Genomic DNA, 23,446 nt, shown 5'->3' on the forward strand with positions numbered 1-23,446 from the left:
GACCCATTGTCGTTCAGGATTGCGAGGGCTTGACGCGTCACGTGGGCGGTCGGCCGGCGAGGGCCCTCTGGGCGCCTCTCCGCTGCCACGCCGATCCGTGCGCGAGCAGCGTCTCCCGGAGCTCGGCGGCCGCGCCCTTCAGCTCGCCGCCGCGCCGGCGGATCACGAAGAAGATCTTGCGCGGCAGCTCCGGCAGCGGGCGCGCGACGAGGCCGCGGGGCCAGCGGCAGCAGGCGTTGACGACCGCGACGCCGACGCCGAGCCGGACGAAGTGGAGCATCAGCTCCCAGCCGTTGGCCTCGACCGCCGGCTCCCAGCGGACCCCCGCCGAGAGCAGCGCTTGCGCGAGCATCGCCCGGTGCGGCCGCGACGGGCCAGGGACCACCAGCCGGGCGCCCTCGAGATCGCGGAGCCTGATCCGGCGCTTGCGGGCGAGCGGGTGGGCGTCGGGGACGACCAGCACCTGCTCCACCTCGGCGAGGCGGTCGGCGGCGAGCCCGTCCGGCGTGCCCTCGAGCGGCGCGACGCCGAGGTGCGCCTCGCCTGTCGTGACCGCGTCCAGCGTGCCCTCGCGGTCGCGCGTGAGCAGCCGGAGCGGGGCGCCGGCGCGCGCAGTGAAGGCGCGGATGCCCTCGCCGAGCAGGTACAGGTACGAGCCCTCGCCGGCGCAGAGCACCACCGGCTCCCGGCTCTCGCCCTTGCGGAGCACATCGACGAACGATCGGGTCCGCTCGCCCACCTCGCGCCCGAACGCCGCGACGCGCTTGCCGTCCGGCGTGAGCTCGAGCCGCTGCCCGCGACGCTGATAGAGCGTGACGCCGAGCGCCTCGCCGAGCTTGCCGATCTGGGCGTGGAGCGCCGGCTGCGAGAGGTGGAGCGCCCGCGCCGCGCGCGTGAAGTTGAGGTGCTCGGTGAAGACCACGAAGGCGTTGAGCCAGTCGAGGTTGAGCATGCGGGTGACGCTATCGCGAAACGTGATGGCCTATCCAGAAATACCGCTTCCGGACGATAGCCGGGCGCTTACCCTTCACCGCCGGCGAGGATCTCTCCCGGAGCCCGGCCGCGTGGGTCGCGGCGCCGGCTGGACCGACTGGAAAGGACTGGAGTTGACGATGGGCCGCGATCGCTTGACCGACACGAGCAAGAAGCTCTCCTGGCTGCTCCGCCACGGGGCGCCGTCGCAGGGCGTCGCCATGGACAGCGCCGGCTGGGTGGCGGTGGACGACGTGCTCAGGGTCCTCGGGATGCCGCGCTCGCTGCTGGAGGCGGTGGTGGAGAACAACACCAAGAACCGCCTCGAGCTGAGGGGCGATCGGGTGCGCGCCTCGCAGGGGCACTCGCGCGAGGGGATGCCGGTGACGCTCGCCGGGCTGGAGGCGTCGTGGGAGGAGGTCCACGGGGACGCGCCCATCTGGCACGGCACCAGCGTGGACGCGGTCGACGGCATCGCGCGGGAGGGCATCCGGCCTGCCAGGCGCACGCATGTGCACTGCACCGACGCGCTCGACAGCGCGGTGGGCAAGCGCTCCAGGGTCGACCTGATGCTCGAGATCCGCCCCGAGCGGCTGCGGGCGCGCGATCTCCGCGTGTTTCGCAGCCAGAACGGCGTGATCCTCGTGCGGGAGGTGCCGGTGGCGTGCATCGTCGGGCTCGTGCCGCTCGTCGCGCGGGCGAAGCGAAACATGGCAGCGCTGCGCGCGCTGCTCCTCGGCGCGGGCTCGCGTGGGGCGGGGTGATCGGGGTGGGGGCGCCGCCGCGAGCGGCGCGCCGGCCCGGGATCGGCCGCGCGCCCTCATGGTAGGCTCACGCGCATGGATCCCGCGAACGCCCCCGTCTCCCGTTGGCGCTCAGCCCTCCTGCGCGGGGTCCAGGGCGCGGCCCTGCTGCTCGCTGCTTGCGGCCCCGCACCCATGTTGGGCGAGCCTCATGCCGCCGCGCCGCCGCCCGCCCAGACGGTGTACATCGTCCTCGGCGAGCCGCCCCCCGCCGCGGAGCCGTCGGACGACGCCTGGGTGCCGGACGAGGACCACGGCGAGAACCCGTTCGAGCGCACGCGGACGTGGATCGGCGATTATGACTGTCCGCAGGGGACAACCGAGATGACGTTCCGGATCCTCCAGGTGCGCGGCAACAGGATCAAGGCCGTGTTCGGCTTCCATCACGCCGAGTCGGGCGTCTCCGGCAAGTACCTCATGCGCGGCCGCTACGACGCTCGAGCACGGACAGCGACGTTCTCGCCGGGCTCCTGGATCGAGCGCCCTCCCAACTACGTCACCGTGAGCATGAAGGGCGATCTCGCCCTGGATGGCTCGCTCTTCGCCGGCCGCATCGAGCACCCCGAGTGCGGCGCATTCCGGCTCCGACCTGCCGGCTGAGCGCCGGCTGCAGGTGGCCGCGCAGATCCGCGGGGACTAGACGCGAGCTGGCCCCCGGAGAAGGATCAGATGGCGGGTACGACGGTGATCTCGCCGGTCGTGTACAGCGCAGAGGTGTCCCAGGCGAGCCCCGGGGCGAGCGGCAAGGCGATGTCCACGGCCGCGAACGTCCCCGTGAGCTCGCCGCTCCAGCCGAGCAGCGCGATGGCGTCCCCGACCTGGAACGATACAGACGCGTCGGCCGGCAGCACCACCAGCGCCCCGTCGAGGCTGAGGTCCCCGTCCACCTGGAGGAGCGGCACGGCGCTCGTCCCCGTGACGGTGATGCTCAGGGCAGCGCCTGGCCCCTGGCTGTAGCTGCCGACGATGCCAGTCGACGGGTAAGCCTCCCCGACAGAAAGCTCGCCGGCCTGCATGTTGGCGAGATCGCCCACGAAGTTGCCGGTTTCGAGGCGCCCGCCGGCGAAGCCGAACGCTCCTTCCAGGACCTCCATGGCGCCCGCGACGAGGTCGCCCTCCACGAGGCGCACGGAGGGACCCAGGTAGGGATAGGGATAGCCGCCGACCACCGGCGCAGTCCGGAGGAGGCCGCCGATGCTCACGAGGGCGCCCTTGTCGACCAGGAGCGATGGAGACTGAGCTCCTGTAGCAAATACGGTGACGTCGCCGCTGTTGAGCCACGAGGCCTGGACATCGTTCACATGGACGAATCCCCCGCCGAGCTCCGAGCGGATCTCGGTGTCCTCCGTCACGAGGGTCCCGTAAGCCCCGACGGTGAGCGAGCCGTACCCAGTGGTCGACCCCACGCGCAGGAGCCCCTGGTTCGTCCACGTGCCGCCCCAGCCGCTCACGGTCGCGGCGCTCATCCACAAATCATTGCCGTTGATGCTGGCGTTCACCGTGAAGAGCTGGCTGCGCTGAATGTTCAGCAAGCCACGACTCCTCACCCCCAGAACGAACTCCCCCGTGCTCACCCAGCTCGTCGCGGAGCCCGTCATGGCGACTTCACCCCCGCAGATCGTGCAGCCATTGACTCCGCCAATATAGACATCGTGCGAGAAAAAGCTCGCTCCCTGCTTGAGCTCGACGTAACCTTGCCCCCTCTCACCGATATAGGTATTCGTGCTGCTCGTCAGGGTGGCGTCGTACCCCTCGACGAGCACATGAGAATAACCCGTCGAGCCTCGGGTGCCCACCACGAGCTCATCGGTGACCACCTCGGCGCCGCTCCGGATGATGAGCCAGCTTTCGGCCAGGCTCCTACCGAGCTTGATCGAGCCATTGTTGATCCAGGTCGAGCCATACCCGACAACCTGGATGGTTCCCTCCCGTTCCACAGATGCACCGGGGCTGATCAACGTCCCGCCATCGGTCACCTCGACGCCCCCATAGTCTACGACGAGCTCGGTCAGCCCCAGATCCCAGGGATCGGTCGGATTTCCAGGTGACACGTTTCCCCAAATGGTAACGCCTGCATTGGCTACCCCTGCCACGCTCACCGACGCAGCGACAAACAGGGTCGAGAGAACGATCCCAAATCGGTGACTCATGATTTCTACACCTCCACAAGACGAGCCATTACCCAGGAGAGGCCACCATCGCCTCGGCAATCCCCCGCAGCCCGGGAGCACCACGCAAACGCAGCCTCCCATGGTCGCACCATTATGCGAGCCGGCCCTCCATTGCAACACCATTTCGAAACAATCAACCGGGAGACCAGGGGGCGGGGGGCGGGGAAAGAACACGCGGCATCTCCCCGTCCGCCTTCTCCTCGTAAAGGAGGCAGCCCGCGCACGGCCGCAAGATCTCGCGCACGGCCGCGAGCCCCTGCGTACCGCCGCAACATCTCGCGTACGGCCGCAAGCTCCTGCGCATCAGCGCAATCGCCTGCGCACGACCGTCAGCGTACGACGTGAATGATGATTGCTCTGGACGCCTCGCGTTCGCACATGCTCCGCAGAACGTTCGAGGCTGCAGCGCTCGGGCGACTCGATGGAACAGCCATCGCCCATGCGCGGGGACGGCACCTGACGAATGGCGCCGAGGCTCCCGTCACGGCGTGCTCGACGGGTCGGCCGGGTCGCTGCGCTCGTCGATCTCGTCGCCGTCGCGGTGACCGTCACCGTCGCGATCGATCCCGATACGCACCCCCGAGCCCGGCGGGGCGCACGTGTAGGTCACCTCGCCGCGCTTGCGCGTGGCCCGCTGCCGCAGCGCCGCGTCAGCAATCGGCGGATCCCACAGCCGGTCGCCGAGGAACAGGCCCGACCCGACGTAGAGGAACCCCTCCGTGCGGCTGCCATGCAACCGCTTGGCCACGAGGTCGCACTCGCCTGCCTCGGCGCGCGCGATCAGAAGATCGATCCGCGGCCCGACCACCGCCGCATTCTCGCCGGTGAGCGTCACCTGCTGTCCCACGATGGGCGCCAGGTTGCTGTCGAACGCGAGCAGGAACTGCTCCACCTGGCGCTTCATCACGTCGCCCTCCGGCCCCGGCGGGAACCCGCCGGGGGTGAGCGGGGACTGGTTGAACCCCATGTCCGGCGTCGCCGAGCTGACGAAGCGGAAGAGCGTGGGCACCCCTCCCTCGTTGTTGAACCCGAAGCCGCGGACCTGATCCCCCATGTGCTCGTCGCTGCCCGGAAACAGCTCGTTGTCCGCCATCCCGAACATGCCGATCTTCTGATACAGATTGCGGAAGTGCGGCGACTTGAAGGCCTCCGTCTCCAGGTCGAACGTGTACCGGCCGTCGGTGCCGAAGAAGCCCGGCGCGGCGACGCCGAACTCCTCGTTCGCGTGGGGGTCGAGCACGTGGCAGGAGTTGCAGGTCCCCGGATCGCTGAAGTCAGACACGTTGTTGAAGTAGAAGTCGCGCCCGGCCTGCTGGTCCGGGGTGAGCGAGTTGTCCAGCGCCCGGATGGGGTTGGGCGGATACGTGACCTGGAGAATGAAATCGGCGAACGCCTGCATGTCCGCGTCGGGGATGGGCTCGCTCCTCCCCAGGAGGTCCGTGAACGCGGACTGGAACTCCTTGAACGCCGCGACCTCGTCGAACGTCCCGCTGTCCGGGTGCTCGCTCGAGCTCTGGTCGCCGTCGGTGCGGTCGCCGCGCCAGTGCATCGGCCCGTGGTTCGCCATCCCCCGGAGGCTCTGCGTGGTCATCGGGCCCTTCATCGGATGATGCGTGTCCGGGATCCCGAAATCCAGGGGGTGTGACTCGAAGGGGCCCGGGATGCGCGCCACGTCCGCGTCCGGGTTCCCGAGATCCCACGCTAGGCTGTCGAAATCGCCGAAGACGTGGCAGCTCGCGCATGACGAGTCGCCGTGGCTCGACGAGAAGGACGCGTCGTAAAGGAATCTCCGCCCGGCGACCACGCTCGGCGGCTCGGGGTTGTGCAGGGGGACGCGCGCGACCTCTGCCCGGGTGACCGTGCTGAGGATCGAGATCGCGTTGTCGAAGCGCGTCAGCACATAGAGACGGCGCCGCTCCTCATCGAGCACGAGCCCGGTGGGGCCGCCCCCGGGCACGACGATCTGCGCGGCCGTGCTCGGCGTGAACGTATCGTCCTCGAGGGCGGCGGTGCCATAGACACCGATCTTCGACGAGCCGAGCGCCGCTACGTAGAGCGTCGCGCCGTCGCGCGTGACAGCCATCTGCTGCGGCAGGGCGAGGCTCCGCTCGCTCTCGTCGTTCGGGACCGGCGCGCAGCAGGTCTCGTAATCGATGTGCTTGTTGAGGTGGCTCGGGGCGACGCCGCCGCCGGGGCCGAGGACGGTGATCCTGCTCTCGTGCAGGTGCCCCCGCGTGCTGTGACCGGCGTAGATCCCGGGCCCCTCGAAGCGCCGCTCGTTCCCCGCCTCGGTGTTCGCCACGTACACCTTCCCGCTCACCGGGTTGATCGCCATGCTGTAAAGAATGGTGCCCACGCCGGTGTAGAACCCCGCGGCCCCGGGGAGCTGCGTCGGCGGGTCCGCGTTCGCGTCGATGACGAACACGTCCTTGTCGGGCAGCGAGAGCCTCACGCTGTGATCCCAGCTCCGCCCCAGCTCGTCGACCCAGTGCGCGCCGTCGAACCGGACGATGAGCCCCGTCTCCGGGTGCGGCACGCCCTCCCAGTTGGTCGCCGGCCCGGGCACGCCGCCCGCCTCCTCCCCGCCGTTCGGGACCACGCCCTCATGGAGCGCGGTCGTGCGGTTTCCGGAGTGGAAGGCCGCGGCGTAGACCCTGCTGCCATCCGGGGTCACCGCCAGCGCCCGCGGCGTGTCGCTGAACAGCGTGACGATCGTGAGCGGCGTGCCCGTGAGCGTCGGGCCGAGAGGATCCGCGTCGAAGACCCACACGTCCGCGCGCCCGACGCCGGGTGTGGTGAGCTCGGGGTCGTAGGGGACGTTCTGGCCGCGGTGGGCCGTCGTGATGAAGGCGCGGTCCCGCCCGGCGCCGCCGAAGACGATGTCGCGCGGCTCATCGCCCACGAGCAGCGTCCGGACGACGCGGCCGGCGTGCGCCCCGTCCGAGAGCTCGACCACGCTCACGCTGTCGGACAGGTGATTGACGACCCAGACCTCCGTGGCGCTGCGCGCGGCGACGGCCACCGGCTCGAGGCCGACAGGAATGGAGGCGCGGTGCTCCAGTCCATGGTCCTTGACGCGAAAGACCTCGAGGTGATTGTCCGGCGTGTTGACCGCGAAGAGCAGCCTGCCATCGGGAGAGAGCGCGAGCGGACGCACCTGGCCGCTCTCGAATACCGTGAACGACGAGGCCGCGGCGGCTGAGCTCCCGGCCGCGAGGCACGCCAGCAGGGCCGGCGCGAACGCGAGGCGAGAGAGGACATTACGTGCGACGAACGGCAGGGCCATAAACACCTCCCGGGCGACGGTCTCCTCGGCGTCTCGTGAAAATGGACGTCGGGAGAGACGTGAAAACAAAAAATCGCAGACACGACAAGCCCTATGCCCGTTTCGTCCAAATTGCAATCGTAAAGTACGACCCTTCACCCAAAGCACGAATCGAGGACTTCGGCGTATCGTCTCCGATACACCCACCCGTATCCCCTAACACCGGAGACGGACGGAGCTGGAGCGCGCCCCCGAGCGTCGCGCGAATCTCACGGCCGTCGGCCATGACAGCATCGCAATGCGCAGGCCGTCCATGGTACGGTGCCCAACATGCACCGGAGCCTCGTCGCCGGGGTCGCCACCTGCTGGCTCACGATCACGGCGCTGACCGTCCTGCTGTCGGCCTGCCAGCCCGAGCTGCCGACCGCGGGCGGCGGCGGCGGCGAGGAGCGCCCGCCGCTCCGCTTCAGCCACGGCTACTGGCTCGGGTTCTTTCCGCTCTCGATCGCCGAGGAGAAGGGCTTCTTCGCCGAGCAGGGCGTCGACGTCGAGCTCGTCTTCAATCCGGATCTCTACGGCATGATCTCCGATTTCGCGGCCGGAAAGGTCGACGGCTTGCCGTGGACGATGGAGGCCGTGGTGCGCGTCCTCGCGAAGGAGCCGGACGCGCGCGTCGTCCTCCCCCTGGGCCAGACCGCGGGCGCGGACGTCATCATGGCCCGGCCCGAGATCACGCGGGTATCGGATCTGAAGGGGAAGAAGATCGCGGCCAAGAGCGGCGCGCTCGGCGAGATGCTGGTCGGGGAGATGCTGGAGAAGCACGGCCTCGCCCTCGACGAGGTGACGCTGGTCGACGCGAGCGAGACCGATGTCATCAAGCACCTCACGGACGGCACCATCCAGGCGGCCCACACCTGGGAGCCTTATGCGACGCAGGCGCAGCGGGCCGGCGCCAGGGCGATCTTCTCGAGCAAGGAGACCCCCGGACTGTTCGCCGATTTCACGGTCTTTCGCGGCGCGGTCCTACGCGACCGGCCCGACGACGTGCGTGCGTTCGTCCGGGCCTGGTTCCAGGCAGTGGAGTACTGGAAGACGCACCCGGAGGAGGGCGATCAGGTCATCGCGAGGGCGCTGAAGATACCGGTCGAGGACATCAGCACCGAGGGCCACGAGTTCTTCTCGCTGGAGGAGGTCCAGCGGAATTTCGCCCCGGGCAACGACCCCACGTCGCTGGCCCCGCTCGTCAGCAAGCACGTGGAGTTCCTCGTCCAGGACGGGCAGCTCGGGCGCCGCCCGGAGCTCCATCAGATGTTCGACTCGTCGTTCCTGCCCCGCGCCGCGAACCCCGAGTGACCGCGGCGATGCAGCACGCGCGCGCCCTCCCCTGCGCGAGCCCGGCGCGGCGCCGGGACGACGGGTCCCGCGGGCGGCGCCCCGCCGCTCCGCCGGGCGCGATGGAGCGGCCGCCGCGGCGAGCGACCAGGGACCCGAGAGGCTGACTCCGATGAAGACAGCGAGGCGCGCCATGCAGCCGGAGACCCCGCGGATCACCCTTCGGATGAAGCTGATCGTGGCGCTCTTGACGATCGCGCTCACCCCCCTCCTCATCCTGACGCTCCTGAACAAGCGCACGAACGAGGCGGTGCTCACCGAGAGCGCCAACCAGGCGCTCTCCGCGGCCGCGTCACAGGCCGCGGCCAGCATCGAGGCGTTCCTGGAGACCAACCTGGATGCGGTCCGGGTCGAGGCGCGTCTGCCCGGGCTCGTCAACTACCTGGACCTGGACCGCGAGGCCCGGCGAGGCGGTGCCGCGGAAGAGGACGCTGCGACGAGGACGCTGCAGAGCCTCATCCGGAAAGACACCATCCACATCCTCTCCTATGCGCTGCTCGACTCCCGCGGGCGGAACGTCCTCGACACGATCCAGGCGCACATCGGCAGCGACGAGTCCGGGAGGGACCATTTCCGCCGCGCCATGGAGACCGGCCTGCCCTACGCCTCCGCGGTCGAGTTCGCCGGCGAGGTGCCGCAGATCATCTTCAGCAGCCCTGTCCGCGACGTGGCGAACAAGCGGCGGACGCTCGGCGTGCTCCGGTGCATCTACAACCTGTCCGCCGTCCAGCGCATCGTCCTGGAGCAGACCCGCGCGCTGGAGGAGTCCGGGGCGTTCGCGATCCTCCTCGACGAGCACCACATCCGCCTGGCGCACGGCCGCTCGCCCGATCTGGTCTTCCGATCGCTCACGCCGCTCGATCCGGGCCTGGTCCAGCGGCTCAAGGCGGAGCGGCGGCTCCCGGAGCGGCCCGTCGCGGCGCTGTCGACGGACGCGCGGGGCCTCGACGACGGCCTCCGCCTCTTCGAGCGCGAAGCCGACCCACGCGCCACGGCCACGCGCTTTCTGCGCACCCGCATGGCAGAGGCGGGCGATGCCATGAGCGCGGTGGCCCTCTCGCGCGTGGACGCGTTCGAGGACATGAACATGCCGCCGTGGACCGTCGCGTTCGTCCGGCCGGAGCGGGTGTTCCTCGCGCCGATCGAGGCGAGGACCACGCGCGACGCGCTCGTCGTCGGCTCGCTGATCGCCGCGATCGTGACGGCGGCCGCGGTGCTCATGGCGCAGCTCCTGACGAGGCCCATCAGCCGCCTCGCGCACGCGGCCTCGGAGCTCGCCGGCGGCAAGCTGGACACCACGGTCGACGTGCGGTCGCGGGACGAGATGGGCACGCTGGCCGCGTCGTTCAACCAGATGGCGCGGCGACTCCAGGCCTCGTTCGAGGAGCTCGAGGAGCGGGTCGAGCAGCGCACCGCCGAGCTCAGGGAGGCGAAGCTCACCGCCGACGCCGCCAACAAGGCGAAGAGCGAGTTCCTCGCCAACATGAGCCACGAGCTGCGAACGCCGCTCAACGGGATCCTCGGGTACGCGCAGATCCTCCGGCGCTCGCGGGCGATGGGCGAGCAGGAGCTGCGCGGCGTCGAGATCATCCATCAATCCGGGGCGCACCTCCTGACGCTGATCAACGACGTGCTCGACCTGTCGAAGATCGAGGCGCAGCGCATGGAGCTCCACGCGAGCGACTTCCACCTCCCCTCGCTCCTGCGCTCCACGGCGGAGCTCTGCCGCATACGGGCCGAGCAGAAGGGCATCGCCCTCGTCTACAGGCGCGACCCGGCGCTGCCCACCGACGTGCACGCCGACGAGCGGCGGCTGCGGCAGGTGCTGATCAACCTGCTCGGCAACGCCGTGAAGTTCACCGAGAAGGGCACCGTCACCTTCACGATCACGCGGCTCGGGGAGGGAGAGCAACCGCCACCGGGAGCCCGGCCGCGCTCCAGCGCGGACCTCACCCTGCAGCGCAGGGTTCACAGGATCCGCTTCGAGATCGAGGACACCGGGAGCGGCATCCGCGCGGACCTGCTGGGCCAGATCTTCCTGCCGTTCAAGCAGGCCGACGATGGCAAGGGCCGCGTCGAGGGGACGGGGCTCGGGCTCGCGATCAGCCAGCGGATCGTGGAGATGCTCGGCAGTTCCATCCAGGTCACGAGCGAGCCGGGCAAGGGGAGCGTCTTCTGGATGGATCTCTCGCTCCTCGAGGCGCCGCCGCGGGAGCAGGCCGCGGCGCCCGCGCTGGCAGGGACGATCGTCGGGTACGAGGGCAGGCGGCGGACGGTCCTCGTGGTCGACGATCAGCGAGAGAACCGCGCGGTGCTCGTGGCGATGCTGGGCGCCCTCGGGTTCGAGATGGCGGAGGCCGCGGGCGGCGAGGAGGCCCTGGAGGCGGCGTCGGAGCGCAGGTTCGACCTGGTCATCACGGATCTCGCCATGCCGGGGCTCGACGGCTGGGAGACGATGAGGCGCCTGCGGCAGGCGCCGGATCGAGAGGGCATGACGATCTTCGCGTCGTCCGCGAGCGTGTTCCTGTCCGATCAGCACAGGAGCCTCGACGCGGGCGCGGACGATTTCATCCCGAAGCCGATCGATCTCGAGGAGCTCCTCCAGAAGGTGGAGCGGCACCTCCAGCTCGCGTGGGTGCGAGCGCCGGAGGAGCCCTGTGCAGCGAGCGAGGCGCCTTCCGCATCGCAACCGCGTTCGCGCCCGCGCGAGGCCACGGCCCCGGATGCATCTCCCGTGATCGCGCCGCCTGCCGGGGATCTCCGCGTCCTGTTCGATCTCGCGCACAGAGGGCTCTTCGGCCAGCTGAAGCGGCACATCGACGGGCTCGAGCGGGCCGACCCGAAGCTCGCGCCCTTCGCCAGACATCTGCGGCACGTCATGAAGGACTACGACATCGACGCCGTGGAAGGTTTCATCAAGCAGCACACACGCGATGAATAACGCCGGGAGACTCTGCGCTTTGCTCATCGACCCGTGAGCGTGTGTGTACGGGAGGACTCGAATGCTAGACGCCAGTGAGGCCGGGACGATCCTGATCGTTGACGACAATCCGAGGAATCTGGGGCTTCTGTCCGATACCCTGAACGGCGCAGGCTTCGAGGTCGCGGTGGCGGTGGACGGCGTGCGCGCGCTCCGGCTCGCGAGGGAGGGGCTGCCGGATCTGATCTTGCTCGACGTGAGGATGGCCGGGATCGACGGGTTCGAGACGTGCCGCCGCCTGAAGGCCGAGCCGGATACGCGCGAGATTCCGGTCATCTTCATGACGGCGAGCACGGATCTCCCCGCGGACAGGGTGAAGGGGCTGAGCATCGGGGCGGTCGACTACCTCGCCAAGCCGTTCCTCGACGAGGAGCTGCTCGCGCGCGTCCGGGTGCACACGACGCTGAGGCGGCTGACGAAGCGCCTCGAGTCGCAGGTGAACGAGCGCCTCGCGGCGGAGGCCGCCTTGCAGGAGCTCACGCGCGAGCTGGAGCGGCGCGTCGCGGAGCGCACGCTCGAGCTCGCGCAAGCCCTCGAGGGGCTCACGCGGGCAGAGGCGCGGCTCCGCGCGTCGAACGAGCGGCTGGAGATTGAGGTCGCGCGCCAGACCGAGGAGCTCCGCCGGACGAACGAGCGCCTGCAGACCGAGCTCACGGAGCGGGCGCGGGCCGAGGCGGCGCGCGCGGCGCTCCAGGAGGAGATCATCCGGGCGCAGAGCGCTCGCCTGGCGGAGCTCTCCACGCCGCTCATCCCGATCACCGATCACATCATGGTGATGCCGCTCATCGGGACGATCGACGCCGGTCGGGCGCAGCAGGCGCTGGAGGCAGCGCTGCGGGGGGTCTCGGCGAACCGCGCGCAGGTCGTGATCCTCGACGTCACCGGGGTGACGGTGCTCGACTCCGCGGTCGCGAGCACGCTCATGCGCACGGCGACGGCGCTGCGGCTGCTCGGGGCGAGGACGGTGATCACCGGCATCCGCCCCGAGCTGGCGCAGACGCTCGTCGCGCTCGGCCTGGATTTCAGCGCTGTCGTGACCCGGGGGACGCTCAAGAGCGGCATCGATCACGCGCTGAAGCAGGCGGGCGACGGCGCGGCGAGCCTCCAGTGCGACGGGGCGAGGGCGAGCCTGGCGCTCCGTCCGCCGCGCAAGGACGAGGCCTGAGCGAACGACGGGCGCAACGAGGGCGCCTGAGCCGCAGCGCGCACCGACCCGACCAACCGGGCCCTCGATCCAGGACTGCTCCCCCATCGAGGTGCTCGGCGACTGCGATGACGTCTGCGGCCAGGAGCGCAACGACGGCGCTTACGACAAGTGCAGGGAGCCCCTCGGCGAGATGCAGATGGGCATCGCGACGGTGTTCCTGACCCCCTAGCACCTGAGGCATCCCCTCATTTGACCTCGAAGAAATGGCTGAAGAACGCATGCTCGCGGACGATGCGGTCAAAGGCATCCACCAGGCGGCGAAGCCACTCCTCCCGCATCGTGGGGATGCAGTGATACCAGTACAGCCCCTGGCGATAGAGCGAGTGCGTTCGCTTCTTGACCGTGTTGACCTTCAGAGTTCGATCGAGCCCGGAGGCCTCGCTGGCGGCGCCGAGCAGCGTCAAGAGCGTGTGCGCCATGGCGACCAGCAGCAGGAGCCGATCGCGCCGGGCCGCATCGCGGATGTTCGTCGCCGACAGCCCCATGCCGAGGTGGAGGTCCTTGGTGTCGCGGAAGGTCTCCTCGATCGTGAACCGCCGGCCATAGAGCTTGACTACCTCCGCCGCCTTCGTGGTCGCGAGCGACGTCGCCAGGCACCACGCCTCCTTCATGCGCGCCGCCTTCACGAGCACCACGGCGCCCACGGCGGCACGCTTGTCCGTCACTCGCGCGCCGACCAACAACTTCGGCCGGCCGTTCGACGGCACCCAGTCCTCGGCGGGACGCACCGCGCCCTCGGCCGATTCGACGAGGATGCAGCCTCGGAACCGGATGACGAAGTTCCAGCCGAACGCTTCCAAGAGCGCGTAGAGCTCCTGGTAGCCGAACGCCCGGTCGGCCAGGAGCGTGATGTTCACGTTCTCGGGCAGCCAGGTGTGCAGTCGCTCGACCATCTCCAGTTCATGTCCGGTGCGCTGATCCTTCAGCGCCGATTTCTTCACCGTCTTCCAAGCCAGCGGCATCGCCCGACCGTGGGTCGTCACCATGTAGGCGCAGAGCGTCGTGTGGTCGTCCTTGTCGAAGTCGGTCCAGTCGAGGGCGATGAGAATCGACGCGTTCTCTCCCACGACGAACCGGACCCAGCGCGCCAGCACGATGTCGAGCGACAGGGCGTCGTTACCCAACATGCGGTCGACCTGCTTGACGCCGCTCTTGGCGGCGATCTTCGCCACGTTCGCGTAGGCCTGCCCGATGGCGTGGATCGACAGGACGGCGGCGTTCAGAACCCCGGCGACGCCGTTGGCCAGCGACAACACGCGCAGGGCATGCAGATCGGGGCCGAAGACGCGGGCCACGAACTCGCGGGTGTGCTCCAGGCCGAGCTTCTCTCGGTCGGGCTTCTGGGTCGAAAGCGAATCGGCAACGGTCACGGGCGGCATCATGCCGCATCAACCACCCGCCGGGCGATGGATTCCCGGCTCCGCGAAGAACAAGGGGATCCCTCAGATCGCCAACCGCTACGGAACAGCCCCGCTCGATCAAGGACAACCTCCAGCGAGCCGGCCCTCGCGCGTTTCGAGCACGCTCGGCGCGGCATGGCACATGCCTCCCCTCTTCGCGCAATGCTGCGAGGAGGATTTGCCACCTGCTCCACCTCCTGCAAACGCACATCCCCACGATGGCGCGTCGAAGCCGTCGCTCGCCCCTGCCCGTTTCGCTGTCACGCTCCGGCGAGTGGTCCTAAACGGCGAGCACCACGTCGTTCACGCTGGCGCCGTGAAACTTGCACATCCACCACGTTCCCGCCGGGAACAACGCGCTGCGCACGCCGGCACGCCATCGTTCGAGCGCGGCGCGGTACGACGCGCGAAATGCGCGCACTGCGGCAGCGGCATTGCGCCGTGCGTCGCCCTGGTCACGGCCAACTGCGAACGTCGGATTGCGCTCACGCAAGCCCTCGAAGCTCGTGGCTCGTTCGTACGGGGAGACCTTGCTGGCCTGCTCGGCGCCCAGGAACCCGAGCCCCTGCCGCTCCACTTGCGCATGGGCCTCCCTTTCCTGGCGCTCGAGCTCGGCGGCGACCTGATGCCGAAAACCCTCCGCATTGTCCTGTTCAATGGCTGGCGGCAGCGCGAGTGGGAGCGTCGCCTCCTCGACCCACTGCGGATTCGTCGGGTCGAGGTACACCGAGGGACGCGCCGCGTGCAGCATGCCACGGCCGATCTCATCCACGTCCGCCTTGGCCCCCGGCCAGTCCCTCGCATGCCGGACGAGGCCAGCGGCCACGGGATTCGCGAGGACGTAGGCGATCTTCTCTACCACCGCCGCCTGCGTCAGCAGCCGTACCACGCTCGTGGCCTCATGGTCCCAAACCGGCCCCTCCCACTTGCGCAGCACCTTGGTGCCAAGCGCCACGATGCGATGGAAGAACTGCAAAAATCGCGGCAGGACGCCATGCACATCGGTCACGACGAGGTGCAAATGCGTCGACATCATGCACAAGGCATGAACCTCGACGCCGTAGCGGCGGGCCGAGACAGCAAGTACGTAGACCATGAGCTGGTTGATGGCCGCATCGGGGCGGAAGAGGAGGTGGCGGCGCAGGACACGCCGGGTGACCAGGTAGGTGGCGCCTGGAGCGATCTCGCGAGGCTGGCTCATGGCCGACGAACACAGACAAGCGCCGCGCCATAGGTCAGCGTGAATCATTTCGAGGATTTGCCCCTCTCGGTGGGTGGCGGCCGCCAGTTCCCGCCATGCTGGGCCGGTGCGCGCTGCGCAGCTCTGCCCAACCTGCGCTGTAGCGCAGCCGACCTGAGGCTGAGGCTCGCCCAACCTAGGCTCGCCCAACCTGGGTCTGGTCGGGTCGGGTCGGGCTCAACCTGGGTCGGGTCGGGCTCAGGGTCGGGTCGGGCTCAACCTGGGTCGGGTCGGACTCAACCTGGGTCGGGTCGGACTCAACCTGGGTCGGGTGGGCTCCAACCTGGGTTGGGTCGCGCGCAACCTGGGTCGGGTGGGCTCAACCCGGGTCGGGTCGCGCGCGGTACCCGAGGTAGCGCCCGAACGCGCGCATCGCCTGGTTCCATTGCTTGGGCTGCTTCACCCGCATCTCCTTCACGCCGACGTCGGCCAGCGCGTCGCCCACCGCGAGCCACCGCGGATCGCGCGTCAGCGCGTAGGCGGCGCCGAAGACCGGCACGATCAGCAGGTTGAGATCGGCCGTCCCGCTGTCGTCGTACGCGTCCGTCTCGCAGCCCCACAGGTAGCGGAAGGCGCGCCGGTCCGAGGTCATCGCGCGCTCCGAGAGCCAGCTCGCCGCGCGCACGACCACCTCGCGCACCCGCGCGTCGCCCGTGAGCGCGCGGTAGTCCATCAGCGCGTCGACGAGCAGCGCGGTCATGAACGGCGACCCGCCGCGCGGGCCGCGCTCGCACTCCGACGGATCGGCGCGGTGCAGATCGTGCTCGAACGCGCCCGAGGTGCCCTGCCGCTGCCACGCGACCGTGCGATCCATGAGCCCGCGCAGCGCCGAGCGCAGCTCCGGCCGCGGGTCGAGCGCGTAGGCGCTCGACAGGGTCATCATCGCCCAGGCCATGTTGCGCTCGGTGACGCGCAGCACGTCCTCCTTCTTTCCTCCCGTGAGCGCGGGCAGGTTCCGCCGGAGCGCCTCGCCCATCGCGAGCACGGCCTCCCTCGCCGCCGGGTCGCCGGTGAGCAGATGGTCGTCGAGCATCCCCTGGCCGAGCATGCGCCGGAGCACCTGCCAGGACAGCGGCTTCTCCGGCGTCCAGTCCTCGCGCTCGCACACGTGGACCGCGACCCGGCGATCCGGGGAGAACCTGAGCTCGTGCTGCCGGTACCAGAGGGCCTCGGCGCGCGCCCGGCGGTAGCGGCCGGCGTCGCCGTTGCGGAGGAAGCGCTGGTAGAGCGCGTGCGGCCCGTCGTAGTACGTGCGGTGCGCGCCCGAGCAGCTCACTCCATACGTGTCATAGGCGGGCGTCATGCGCTCGAGCCCGCGCTCGATGCCGCTCTCGAACCCCGGGAAGCGGCGGTCGTCCATGGCCGGCAGCTGCGGCCCGCAGACCTGGCTCGCCGCGTACCACGACGGCGGCAGGACGGCCGCGATCGGCCCGTCGGGGTTCGGCAGGAGCGCCTCGTCGAGCAGGGCGGGCCGCGCGCCGGGCGCGTCCGCCCGCTGTCCGGGTGAGCCCGCCCGAGCGCCGTACTCCAGCGCGTAGATCGCGCGCGCGCCTGGCGGGAGCGCGGCGCGGAACGCGATGAGCGCGCTGCGGATCGAGCGGTCGAGCGGCCAGACCGCGAGCGGCTTCACGCGCAGCGGGACCGCCGCGCCGAGCGCGTCGCGCAGGCGGAGGAGGCGGACGTCGCGCAACGCGCCCGGCGCGAACGGCACGCCCGCCGACACGACGACCTCCGCTGGCGCGCGCTTCTCGGGCGCACGCGCGCTGCCGCCCCCGTCGGCGACGAGCAGCAGCGGCACCGACCCCTCTCGCGGCGGCGCCGGACGCGCCGCCGTCGCATGCGCTTCCAGGACGGCGCGGACCCGAGGCTCCACGCGACGTGCGATGGGCGGCCGGCCACAGCCTCCCCAGACGAACGGGGCCGCGACCAGCAGCATCGCGAGCGGGCGACCACGGCCGCGTCTCGCCTTTGCGCGCTGCGTCTCCATACCGCGTCCGATGCCCGGCGCCTCCGTGCGTCGCGGCAGAGCCCGCCCGGGCCAGCGGAGCAGCGCCGCGAGCTGCTCCAGAGCGCCGGGCGCGGCCAGGCCAGCAAATCCGATTGAACAAAGCGAGACCTACTGGTCGACCCGCCACGCCTGCCCCGGATCAACGCAGCCGCATCGTCCCTTGCGCCCTGCGCCACACGGGTTGTGGTCGGAGCACACGAATATTTCCTGCCTCCGCTCCGGTGGCCACCTGTTTGCCGGATTCGTCGTCCACTCCTATCCTACGCGTTCCGCTCGCTCGCACAGCTCGCAAGCGGTGAGCTGAGACGGAAGGGGGGTTATGACGAACAGAAGCATTCTGATCGCGACGTCGCTCGTCGCGGTCGCGGGGTGTGCTGCGAACGTGGACGATCCCGGCGCGAACGGAGCCGACGGCGCAGGCGAATTCGAGGCAGCGTCCGGGCGGGTCCGCGCGGGCGATGTCATCGCCTACGGCGCCGAGACGCCCCACCCGTACGTGGGGGGCTGGAAGCGGGCGATCACGTCGCCTGGCGCCACGTTCGTGCGCGTCCACTTCACCGGTTTTTCCCTCGCGAAGGGCGATCATGTCACCGTCTCGAGCCCCGACGGCGCCCAGTCGTTTCGGTACGTTCAGCATCCCGGCGGAGGCCCGAAGGAGGTCGGTTACTGGAGGGATGCGGCGCAGACGCTCCGTTGTCAGGTCGACACGCGCAATCAGACCTACGACCTCACGACCTCGCGAACGCAGGTCGGCTACTCGTGCGACACCGCGGGGGGCTCGAGCGGATCGCCGGTCATCCACGGCGTGAGCGGCAAGGTGGTCGCCCTCCACCATCTCGGCAACGTCGGTCTCTTCACCTGCAGGAACGGGGGAACACAGATGTCCGCGATCTGCGCGGACGCAGGCGACCTCCTCGACTGCGCGAGCGACTGAGCGGGACACGGCCTGCGCCGCCGAGCCGCACGGTGGCTCGCGCCGGTCACGCCTCGCCCCCGTGCACCGTGACCGCTCGAGGCTCCTGTCGTCGCGGGGGCTGACGTCGATGGGCGCGGCGGGGCCGCCCGGGCGGCGTCACGCGGAGGCGTACGACAGCGCGAGGCTCAGCATCGCGAACGCCACGAGGAACGCCACGACGAAGCACATGGCCCTGCGCTGGTCACGGAGCACCCCGGCGTGCCAGACCGTGATGGCCTCCAGCGACGGCGCACGCCACGGCAGCGCCGCCAGGTCGGCGAGCTCGTCGAGCGCCCGGACGGCCGCATCGACGTCGAGCGTCGGGCCCTCCTGCACGGCGTAGAGCACACCGTGGAAGCAGCCGGCGAAGTGAAACGACCCGGCGGCGAGCAAGGGCGCCTCGCCGCCGGCGAGCGTCCAGGTGTACGGCGGCATCGGATGATCGAGGAGGAACAGGTGCGGGGTAGCGCCGCGCATGGAGAACGTGCCGCGCCTGGGGGCGATGGGCGCCGGCGGCCAGTCGACGGGCGCCAGCGGCGACGCGAGCGCGACGCCCGGCAGGACCACCGCGACCGCCTGCCGGACCCGCAGCTCGGCGGACTCGTCGTCGGCGACGTCGACCCCGAAACGCCCGACGCGGCGGCGCAGGTCGATCAGCACGAACGCGCGGCGGCCCTTCACCCCGGTCTCGAGCCACTGCGTCGCCTCGAACTTGTAGCGGTAAGAGAAGACCGCGGTGGTCCCGTAGAGCGCCAGGGTCTCCGGGGTCGGGCGGTGCAGCGCCCCGCCGAGCCGCGCCTGCAGGTACACGAGTGCTGGGTTCATGGGGCGAGGTCGTGTCGGGCGGCGGGGCGAGCCGGAGGATCCCTGCGAACAACGGCGCGGATACCACGATACCACGACGGAAACCCCGAGCGCATCGCCCCTCCGGCGCCCCTCGGCGTCGAGCGCATCGCCTGCGCCGCGCGCATCGCCCGCGCCCGCCGCGCCGCGCGCATCGCCCGCGCCCGCTGCGCCGCGCGCATCGCCCGCGCCCGACGCGCCGCGCCGTACGCCGCGGGGCGATCGTGCAACCCCGGCGTCGTGGTAAGCGTCGCCGCACCATGCAGGCGCCCGACACCGCCCCCCCTGCGCCCACGGAGCCGCTCCACGACAGCGCGCCCCAGGACGCCGTAGCCCAGGGCGCGGCCGCCCCCGCGCCCGCCGAGCGCCGCGACCGCGAAGAGGCCCGCCCGGCCCGGCGCTGGGCCGTCGCGCTGCTCAGCGCCCTCCACGCGCCCGTCTTCGCCTGGGCCGCGCTCTCGCTCCCCTTCCGGTCGTGGACGCTCTTCGCCGCGGTCACGCACGCGCTCGCGCTGCTCCACGCCGCGACCGCCCTGCTCTCGCTCCTCCCCCACCCCTTCGCGCCGCGCGCCTTCCGCGTCACGTCCTTCTTCTCGCTCGGCTACCTCGCGTTCCTGAGCCACGGCCTCCTCTCGTCGGCCGTCTACGTGGCCTCGCTCAACCGCGGCCTCGGCGCCGGCATCGCGGCCGCCCTGCTCGCGGTCTGGGCGGTCGTCGCGCTCTTCACGCTGCCCTTCGCCTGCTGGGGCGTCGCCTCGACCGGCGGCCTCCGCCTGCTCCGCTCGCGCCGTCGGCCCTCGCCCGCGCTCGCCGCGCTCGCCGCGCTCGCCCTCGTGGCCGCGCTCTCGCTGGCCCTGCGCCACCGCACCGCCAAGGCCGACGTCCTGCCCGTGCCGGGCGGCGCGCCCGCGCGCACCGGGGCGGCGCTGCGCGACGCGCTCGCGTCGTTCGACGCGCGCCCTCCGCCGCGGGGCAAGGCGCCCTCGCTCAGGACCACGGCGCCGGCCGCGTGCGACGCGCCCCCGCGGCCGGGGCGCTCCACCCTCGTGATCACCCACCTCACCCGCGCTCGCGCCCGCCGCGGCCGGGCGCCCAGGGCCGCCGACGTCGCCACCCGATGCCTCCAGCCCGCGCCCGGCGAGGACGCCGCGGCGGCGCTGCGCGACGCGCTCGCCGGGGCGCTGCGCGGCCCCCTCAAGATCGACGTGGTCTCGGCCGTGCAACCGCTCGACACGCCCGGACCGGGCCTCTCCGGGCTGTCGCTGCGCCCCGGGCTCGACGGCCTCTGCCTCGCGGAGCGCTGCCTCATGCCGTGGCAGCTCATCGCGCTCGACGCCTTCAACACGCACGCGCCGCTCGCCGGCGTCCCCGACTTCCGCTTCGGCGCGGACCTCGCCGTCCTGCGCCGCGCCCTCGGCGAGCCCGAGCCGCCTGGCGGCCGGGGCGCCTCGAGCGCCGACGACTCCGCGCTGCGCGACGGCCTGCTGCGGATCGAGACGCTGAGCTATGGGGTCGACGACGCGGGCGCGCTCCACCTGCTGTCGCGGATCGGCGAGCCCGGGGTCCCGCTCACCGAGGCGACCGTCCAGGCCGCGACGGCGGCGGCCGAGCGCTACATCGTCGACGCGCAGCGGAAGGACGGCATGTTCCGCTACCTCGTCGACCCGTTCAGCGGGCGCGCCTCGTTCGACAGCTTCTCGATCGCGCGGCAGGCCGGCACCACGCTGGCCCTCTGCGAGCTCGGGGACGGCGCGGGCGACGCAAACGACGCGGGCGAGGCGCCGGCGCCCTCCAGGATCGAGGCGGCCGTGCGGCGCTCGCTCGGGCTGCTCGCGAAGCTGGAGCGCCGGGCCGGCGAGGGCGGCGCGATCGGCGCGCTCGTCTACCCGGCCGACAGCCCGACGACGGTCGCGAACCTCAACCCCACGGCGCTGAGCCTGGTCGCGTTCCTGTCGTGCCGCGACCTCGCGGGCGACGCGCACGACGCGCTCATCGGCCGCCTGGCCGGCATGATCCTCGCGACGCAGCGGGACGACGGCGGCTTCGCCCCGCAGCTCGACCTCGCGCGCGCCGCGCCCGTCCTCGGTCCCACGCAGCTCTACGAGGGGGGCCAGTCGGTGCTCGCGCTGACCCTCCTCGAGGCGCTCGCCGCCAGCGAGCCCGGGCCCGCGCTCCCGCCCGCGGCCGAGGTGCGCGCCGCCGTCGACCGGGCCATGGACTATTACGCGAACCGCTACTGGGACCATTTCGCCAGTGATTTCGTGTACATGGAGGAGAACTGGCACTGCCTCGCGGCGCGCGCGGCGCTCGGCCACCACCGCCGGGACGACTACGAGCGGTTCTGCCTCGACTACGTGGCGTTCAAGTCGCGCCTCGTGCTCGACGAGGACAGCGGGGTGACGCCCGATCTGGTGGGCGGCTACGGCTTCGGCAACGTGCTGCCGCCGCACAACACGGCGACGGCGGGCTTCGGCGAGGCGCTGGCCGCGGCGATGGCGGTCAAGGGGGCGCGCGGCGAGGATCTCGCGGCCGACCGCGCGCTCCTGGAGCGGGTGCTCGGCTTCCTGGTGCGGCAGCAGTGGTCGCGCGCGACCTGCTTCGCGTGCGCGCGCGACGTGACCATCGAGGGCGGCTTCAGCGAGAGCATGGCCTCCCCGCGGATCCGCATCGACTACGTGCAGCACGCCTGGGCCGCGCTCGGCCACGGCGGCAGGATGCTGGGCCTCGTGCCCGGGCGGAGCGCTCCGCCCGCGGGGCGGCTGTGAGCGCGGGGTCGGCGGCGGCCGGCGCGCCCGCGCGCAGGGCGTACGCGTACGGCGTGACCGCGGCGATGCTGCTCCTCATGCTGGCGCCGCTGTTCCGACGTCCCCCCGTGGACAGCTTCCCGCTGTCGACCTACCCCATGTTCTCCCGCGGTCGACGCGGCGCGAGCACCACGGTGGAGCGCGCGGTGGGCGTGGACTCCCGGGGCAAGCGGCGGCCGCTCCCGCCGCGGCTCGTGGGCAGCGAGGAGGTCCTGCAGGCCAAGGCCACGCTCGCGAACGGCATCCGGCAGGGCCCCCGCGCCACGCGCGCGCTCTGCCGCAGCATCGCGGCGCGGGTCGCGGAGCAGGACGGGTTCGCGGATCTCGTCGCGGTGGAGATCCGGACCGACACGTTCGACGCCGTGGCGTTCTTCGAGGGGCACGAGACCCCCACCGACGCGAAGCGCCACGCGCGCTGCAAGGTGCGCGCGCGATGAGGCGGCTCCTCGAGCGATTCGACCGCGCCTTCTTCGCGGAGGCGCCCGCCGAGCGGCTCGCGATCCTGCGGCTCTTGGTCGGCGGCTTCGCCCTCGTGTACCTGTGCGTCCGCGCGGCGCACCTCCAGCGGGTCGGGCACCTGCCGCCGGAGAGCTTCCGGCCGATCGGCGTGGTCTCGGCGCTGTCCGCGCCGCTCCCGCTCTGGGCGGTGCGGGGCCTCGTCGCCGCGGCGATCGCGGCGGGCGCGGCCTTCGTCGCGGGCTACCGGTTCCGCGCCTTCGGGCCGGTCTTCGGCGCGCTCCTGCTCTGGGTGCTGAGCTACCGGAGCTCCTGGGGCATGGTGTTTCACACCGAGAACCTGCTCGTGCTCCACGTGATCGCGCTCGCCCTCGCGCCCGCCGCCGACGCGTACGCGCTCGACGCGCGCGCCGCGCGCCGCGCGGGCGCCGCGCCGCCGGAGCCGGACGGCCGCTACGGCTGGCCGATCCGGCTCCTCTGCGCGATCACAGTGCTCGCCTATTTCATCGCGGGGATCACCAAGCTGCGGAACAGCGGGCTCGCGTGGGCGACGAGCGACATCCTGCGCGACATCATCGCTCACGACAACGTGCGGAAGCTCGCGCTCGGCGACACCCACTCTCCGCTCGGCGGCGCGCTGGTCCGCTATCCGTTCCTGTTCCCGCCGCTCGCGTCCGCGACGCTGGCCCTGGAGCTCGGCGCCCCGCTCGCGCTGTTCAGCCGGCGCATCGCCGTCGTCTTCTGCGGCGCCGCGTGGCTCTTCCACCTCGGCGTGCTCCTGACGATGGCGATCCTGTTCCCCTACCCGCTGCTCGGCGTCGCGTTCGCGGGGTTCTTCGAGCTCGAGAAGATGCGCGACCTGAGGCGCCCGCGCCGCGCGGGGCCGCCGCCCGCGTCGAGGCGGGGCGGCGAGGCGCCGCTCGGCCGCCGATCGGAGCGTCGATGAGCCC

Annotated in this window: 16 protein-coding genes; 9 read left to right on the plus strand and 7 right to left on the minus strand. The window is 71.3% G+C overall.

All coding sequences use genetic code 11. The features are described from left to right. Positions 1-37: 37 nt before the first annotated feature. On the minus strand, positions 38-952 hold the full coding sequence (locus tag WMF31_RS27865; RefSeq protein WP_436604855.1) for a LysR family transcriptional regulator: 915 nt from the start codon (positions 950-952) through the stop codon (positions 38-40). 160 nt (positions 953-1,112) lie between these two features. Here WMF31_RS27865 and WMF31_RS27870 point away from each other — a divergent pair, with 160 nt between their 5' ends. Next, complete coding sequence (locus tag WMF31_RS27870; protein WP_436604856.1) at positions 1,113-1,736, plus strand: RNA 2'-phosphotransferase; 624 nt, start codon at positions 1,113-1,115, stop codon at positions 1,734-1,736. 174 nt (positions 1,737-1,910) lie between these two features. Further along, positions 1,911-2,375, plus strand: coding sequence for a hypothetical protein (locus WMF31_RS27875; protein ID WP_436604857.1), 465 nt, complete (start codon positions 1,911-1,913; stop codon positions 2,373-2,375). A gap of 65 nt (positions 2,376-2,440) precedes the next feature. Here WMF31_RS27875 and WMF31_RS27880 read toward each other — a convergent pair whose 3' ends face one another. Together WMF31_RS27880 and WMF31_RS27885 are read right to left on the minus strand one after the other, a co-directional pair. Beyond that, complete coding sequence (locus WMF31_RS27880) at positions 2,441-3,925, minus strand: hypothetical protein (protein WP_436604858.1); 1,485 nt, start codon at positions 3,923-3,925, stop codon at positions 2,441-2,443. A 502-nt stretch (positions 3,926-4,427) separates the two neighbouring features. Beyond that, the gene (locus WMF31_RS27885; RefSeq protein WP_436604859.1) at positions 4,428-7,232 is read right to left on the minus strand and encodes a beta-propeller fold lactonase family protein; all 2,805 of its coding nucleotides are present in this window, start codon (positions 7,230-7,232) and stop codon (positions 4,428-4,430) included. A 309-nt stretch (positions 7,233-7,541) separates the two neighbouring features. Between WMF31_RS27885 and WMF31_RS27890 the strand changes: the two genes are divergently transcribed. The 3 genes from WMF31_RS27890 to WMF31_RS27900 all read left to right on the plus strand — a co-directional run bounded on the left by WMF31_RS27890 (position 7,542) and on the right by WMF31_RS27900 (position 12,748). Continuing rightward, positions 7,542-8,564 (plus strand): ABC transporter substrate-binding protein, encoded by a 1,023-nt coding sequence (locus tag WMF31_RS27890; RefSeq protein ID WP_436604860.1) that lies wholly within the window; start codon positions 7,542-7,544, stop codon positions 8,562-8,564. Positions 8,565-8,715: 151 nt separating this feature from the next. Further along, positions 8,716-11,544, plus strand: a complete 2,829-nt coding sequence (locus tag WMF31_RS27895) for a response regulator (protein ID WP_436604861.1) — start codon at positions 8,716-8,718, stop codon at positions 11,542-11,544. Between the two features lie 61 nt (positions 11,545-11,605). Then, on the plus strand, positions 11,606-12,748 hold the full coding sequence (locus tag WMF31_RS27900) for a response regulator (RefSeq protein ID WP_436604862.1): 1,143 nt from the start codon (positions 11,606-11,608) through the stop codon (positions 12,746-12,748). 227 nt (positions 12,749-12,975) lie between these two features. Here the strand turns inward: WMF31_RS27900 and WMF31_RS27905 are convergent, their stop codons facing one another. The 3 genes from WMF31_RS27905 to WMF31_RS27915 form a co-directional block, all read right to left on the minus strand. Further along, entirely contained in the window at positions 12,976-14,169 is a 1,194-nt protein-coding gene (locus WMF31_RS27905) for an IS4 family transposase (protein WP_436606608.1), read from the minus strand. A 301-nt stretch (positions 14,170-14,470) separates the two neighbouring features. Then, positions 14,471-15,391 (minus strand): transposase, encoded by a 921-nt coding sequence (locus WMF31_RS27910; protein WP_436604863.1) that lies wholly within the window; start codon positions 15,389-15,391, stop codon positions 14,471-14,473. Between the two features lie 358 nt (positions 15,392-15,749). After that, positions 15,750-17,228 (minus strand): hypothetical protein, encoded by a 1,479-nt coding sequence (locus tag WMF31_RS27915; protein WP_436604864.1) that lies wholly within the window; start codon positions 17,226-17,228, stop codon positions 15,750-15,752. Positions 17,229-17,757: 529 nt separating this feature from the next. On the opposite strand from WMF31_RS27915, the gene WMF31_RS27920 reads away from it, so the two are divergent. Continuing rightward, on the plus strand, positions 17,758-18,372 hold the full coding sequence (locus WMF31_RS27920; protein WP_436604865.1) for a trypsin-like peptidase domain-containing protein: 615 nt from the start codon (positions 17,758-17,760) through the stop codon (positions 18,370-18,372). 138 nt (positions 18,373-18,510) lie between these two features. Here WMF31_RS27920 and WMF31_RS27925 read toward each other — a convergent pair whose 3' ends face one another. Continuing rightward, positions 18,511-19,218, minus strand: coding sequence for a hypothetical protein (locus WMF31_RS27925; protein ID WP_436604866.1), 708 nt, complete (start codon positions 19,216-19,218; stop codon positions 18,511-18,513). A 278-nt stretch (positions 19,219-19,496) separates the two neighbouring features. On the opposite strand from WMF31_RS27925, the gene WMF31_RS27930 reads away from it, so the two are divergent. Genes WMF31_RS27930 through WMF31_RS27940 form a run of 3 tightly spaced genes read left to right on the plus strand, consistent with a single transcriptional unit; the run spans position 19,497 to position 23,442 of the window. Next, positions 19,497-22,001, plus strand: a complete 2,505-nt coding sequence (locus WMF31_RS27930; protein WP_436604867.1) for a hypothetical protein — start codon at positions 19,497-19,499, stop codon at positions 21,999-22,001. Then, positions 21,998-22,477, plus strand: a complete 480-nt coding sequence (locus WMF31_RS27935) for a hypothetical protein (RefSeq protein ID WP_436604868.1) — start codon at positions 21,998-22,000, stop codon at positions 22,475-22,477. Before WMF31_RS27930 ends, WMF31_RS27935 begins: the two co-directional genes overlap by 4 nt. Further along, complete coding sequence (locus WMF31_RS27940; protein ID WP_436604869.1) at positions 22,474-23,442, plus strand: HTTM domain-containing protein; 969 nt, start codon at positions 22,474-22,476, stop codon at positions 23,440-23,442. Before WMF31_RS27935 ends, WMF31_RS27940 begins: the two co-directional genes overlap by 4 nt. Positions 23,443-23,446 lie beyond the last annotated feature (4 nt).

The organism is Sorangium sp. So ce1036 (genome assembly GCF_051369805.1).
GTDB lineage: Bacteria > Myxococcota_A > Polyangia > Polyangiales > Polyangiaceae > Sorangium > Sorangium cellulosum_F.